The sequence below is a fragment of the Budvicia aquatica DSM 5075 = ATCC 35567 genome (genome assembly GCF_000427805.1).
Lineage (GTDB): Bacteria > Pseudomonadota > Gammaproteobacteria > Enterobacterales > Enterobacteriaceae > Budvicia > Budvicia aquatica.
On record NZ_KE386590.1, the window covers coordinates 17,701 to 21,356 of the forward strand.

General features: G+C 54.2%; 4 protein-coding genes and 1 pseudogene. 3 read left to right on the forward strand and 2 right to left on the reverse strand.

Features of this window, described 5'->3' with window-relative positions; all coding sequences use genetic code 11:
• The 3 genes and pseudogenes from YWE_RS0125315 to YWE_RS31785 form a co-directional block, all read left to right on the forward strand.
• Positions 1–294 (forward strand): annotated as a pseudogene (locus tag YWE_RS0125315) (hypothetical protein); the annotation flags it as partial.
• A 177-nt stretch (positions 295–471) separates the two neighbouring features.
• Positions 472–780, forward strand: a complete 309-nt coding sequence (locus tag YWE_RS28750; protein ID WP_051323590.1) for a DUF2913 family protein — start codon at positions 472–474, stop codon at positions 778–780.
• A gap of 380 nt (positions 781–1,160) precedes the next feature.
• Positions 1,161–2,198 (forward strand): hypothetical protein, encoded by a 1,038-nt coding sequence (locus YWE_RS31785; protein ID WP_428829309.1) that lies wholly within the window; start codon positions 1,161–1,163, stop codon positions 2,196–2,198.
• Positions 2,199–2,258: 60 nt separating this feature from the next.
• Here the strand turns inward: YWE_RS31785 and YWE_RS0125335 are convergent, their stop codons facing one another.
• Together YWE_RS0125335 and tnpC are read right to left on the reverse strand one after the other, a co-directional pair.
• Positions 2,259–2,495 carry a FaeA/PapI family transcriptional regulator gene (locus YWE_RS0125335; RefSeq protein ID WP_029096945.1) on the reverse strand — a complete coding sequence of 79 codons (237 nt, stop codon included), beginning with the start codon at positions 2,493–2,495 and terminating at the stop codon, positions 2,259–2,261.
• A 39-nt stretch (positions 2,496–2,534) separates the two neighbouring features.
• A partial coding sequence (gene tnpC, locus YWE_RS28755; protein WP_036017134.1) for an IS66 family transposase occupies positions 2,535–3,656 on the reverse strand: 1,122 nt, incomplete at its 5' end.

Consider the following 3,656-nt stretch of genomic DNA (forward strand, 5'->3'; position numbering starts at 1 on the left):
TACATGCTGGGTGAGAACTTTTTGAGTGCCGAAATCAACAGCCTGACGGAGAGCCCGATAGTATACCCCGTTCGGTATCATGATATCAGTCGGGAACTGAGTCTGCTGGCGCCGTTACTGCAACAGCAGGTGACCGCACAGGTCTATCGTTATCAGCTCACGCCGGGGGAGGATGTGAAAAAGGACCGACCGAAGAAAGCGCTGATACTGGTATTGGGTGCCTTACTGGGCGGGATGCTGGGTATGGGTGCCGTCCTGGTGACAGACGGTATTGCCCGCTATCGCAGACGTTAACTCCCGCGTAGTGATGGGGCAACGTACCTGAGGCTACGTCACGACTACCTTATTTTAGGGGATAATGATGACAAAGATAGCACCGTATATTGCCCTCGCCATTTTGGGGAGTGTGTTCTATCTGGTCGCGGATTGGATGGAGTGGGTGAGATAAGCCCCCGGAGAGGAGAATAACACTTGACTGTAACACGAGGGCTGGGGCTGACCTTAGCCGAAGTCAAAACGACTCGGGACCTCGCTCACCTGATGTTTTGTGCGCGAGTGGCATTGCATTTGGCCTGGCGGGATGGGCGTGTTATCCATGTTGCGTCAGAGGACCGATTTCTTATCGATTGGCTGGCCACGGCTCAACGGCAAAAGCGGTTCGCCAAGAATATGGCGGCGGATATTCGGTGGTTACAAGACGTCGGTCGCCACCAGGGCGGATTGAGACGGCATGTGGAGGCCTTATGGGCTATCAGTACGGGGGCTGATTTGTCGGATTGATGCGGTGATGCGGTAAAGCCGATTTTCGCTACCACGAGATGGGGGATACAATGTCATTGATAATAAAGAGAGCATTGAATGCGTCACATTGAGGGGGATAGGGTAAGGATGCAAGCAAGACTGGATCACAGCGCACTCGGGTCCTTCTTTACGGCATTTTACGGTATAGCGGATGGGATGGTGTGGGTGAGATAGCTGAACTCTCCCACGCGTCAATAAATACGCCGGGGTATGTCGCATGGCAACCTGCACGACTGACCGGCACAAACAATATTCACATGGACGCTGTTTTCGTCACTCAGGACAACATCATGAAAATCAGGATAATCAATACCGTCGTGACGGCGACAGTCGGCTGTGTTTCTTTCTTGCTTGTGATGATGAGTCTGGGCGCACAGGCTCAATCGGTATCGACGCAAAGTATTAAAGGGCGCGTCCCGACGGCCAGCGGTAATATTCTCATTCAGGGGCCGGGAGGTCTCGTGATTGAGGATAACGTTGCCGTGTCGTTGAGTGCANCGCCGGCGCAGTTTAGCGTTTCACCGGATACCACCGACCTGATACTGTCAGACAGTGACGGCGACCTGGGGTTGACGGCNGAGGTAGATAGCGCGGCAGGTACCNTGATTTGGACATCTCATCAGACCCCGCTGACGGCGGAACAGGTGGCGAGAGCGTTCGGGGCAGAATTTGCTGGTCGCACGCTTACCGTGAGGGCCAGTGCGCCGGTCACGGTATCATCNCGCGACGGNGACCCACGAAGTGGCACACAAACCCTGCACAGTGCCACCTACACCCTTCATGTCCCCGAACTCCCTTTNCCCGTCACGGCCCTTTTAGTGGGCGGGGCTGAGTTTCCGGTAACGTCGGGTTTTCCTACGCAGGGGTTTGTGGGGGNCACGTTTCAGGTGAGATTGGGTGACACTGTGGCGAACAATGCGTTATACACTTGGTCGACGCAGAGTGACTGGGTCTCGGTCGATAGTCAGGGGCGGGTCAGTTTTATGGCAACCCCGTCATCNACCCATAAGACGGTGGTGATTAAGGCCATCGACAAGGTGGGTGGCGGTGAGTCCATCTATACATTTACCGTCAATGAGTGGTTTATTCATCAGGGTTCTGTGGCGGGAACGGCCTCACAGGCTGACAGTGCGTGTGCCGCACAGTCCGGGGGGAATTACGCCGTACCGAGCTGGACTCGACTGAGTGCGGGGCCGGGCAGTGCGCGAGCCGGAGACGGGCCATTATGGAATGCCTGGGGCAGTTTGAGCGCTTACGGTGCGGGTTGGCATGACTACAGCTATTGGGCCCGTGAAACACAGGGAGGTAACCGTTATGATGTCTATCTGGCATCAGGCAATGTGGGTAACAATCCACCCGCCAGTCTTTGGTTTATCACCTGCTCTCAGTCGCTATAATGGATGAGTTGAACAAGCAAGGCGGTGTTGTTAGGTCGTCAGGGGGAGTGTTGAGGGGTGTCAATGTTTGTTTTCGCCATCGCTGAGGCATGACTGATTTTTATCGGCACCGATAAGCCACCAGTGTATCGGAAGGCCTTTGCTCGTGCCGGTTTTAATCACGGCCCCTTCATCGACCAGCTTAAGTAGCAAGCGGCGTGCCTGATACACGTTGATGTTCCCCATGGCCACGGCCACATCATTGGTGGTCGGGGCAATCTGTCGTAGCGTCTTATCGTAACGTTGCGGTGAACTCACATTGACGTAAGAGATCGGTTCCGCATCACACAGAACCCGTTAGTCGGTGAAGGTGTTTTCTGGGAAGGGTAACAGTTCGTGCAGGCGATCTTCTGGCCATTCAGGCAGGCGCGTCAGCACTGATTTTAACCACGCGTACGGCTCCAGACCGTTCAACCGTGCGGTTTCTAGCAGACTCATGATTTTTGCAGCGCGTTGACCGGCGGCCAATGACCCGGCGAACAGCCAGTTTGACCTTCCCATTACCACCGGACGGATTGCTCGCTCACATCGATTATTGTCTAGGGGTAATCCACCGTCATCTAGGAACCGACAAAGTTCGGTTTTGTGATTCAGTGCATACTTAATCGCTTTGTGTAACGCTGAACTCGACGCACAGGCTTCAACCTGTCGCTCCAGCCATGTCCATAATGCATCAAGTCTCGGTTTCGAGTACCGTTGTCGCCACTGCCGGATTTTATCTATCCCTCGGTGCCGGATCTTTTTTTCCAATTTATAGAGCTGGCTTATCATCTTCAGCGCCATTTCTGCTCGAGGGTCATGATTCGCTTTAAAAAGGTCAGCAAAACCCCTGCGGGCATGAGCCCAACAGGCCACATTGACCACCTCGCCGCCATTATTCAGGGGATGATAAGCGGCATACCCATCGCTCACCAAGCTACCGTTCCAGCCACTTAAGTACGCTTCAGGATATTTGGCTGCCCGACCTGGTTGGCTGTCAAAGCAGACAATACCTGAACCTGTTTTTTCACCGCTAACATAGGCCCACAGGTACCCTTTGCATGCTTTACCGCCCTGTTTCGCATCCAGTATCAGCAGCGGCGTTTCATCGGCGTGCACCACGGTTCTTTTCAGCAGGTCCAGACGGAGCAGCTCTGCCAGTGGCGCCAGGGCCACTCCGGCAGCACCAACCCATCCGGCCAGCGTACTGACGGGGATCTCAACACCATCACGGGCAAAGATGTGACTTTGGCGATAGAGCGGCTGATAGTCACGGTATTTACTGGCAACAACCTGCGTGACCAATCCAACCTCAGGTAATCCCTTGGGAATGATTGTTGNAGNCATAGAAGCAGAGACCACCGTTTGGCAGCAATCACAGCTGTATTGTGGACGGATATAACGGTTAACGACAAAGCTCGCCGGGATATAATCTAACCG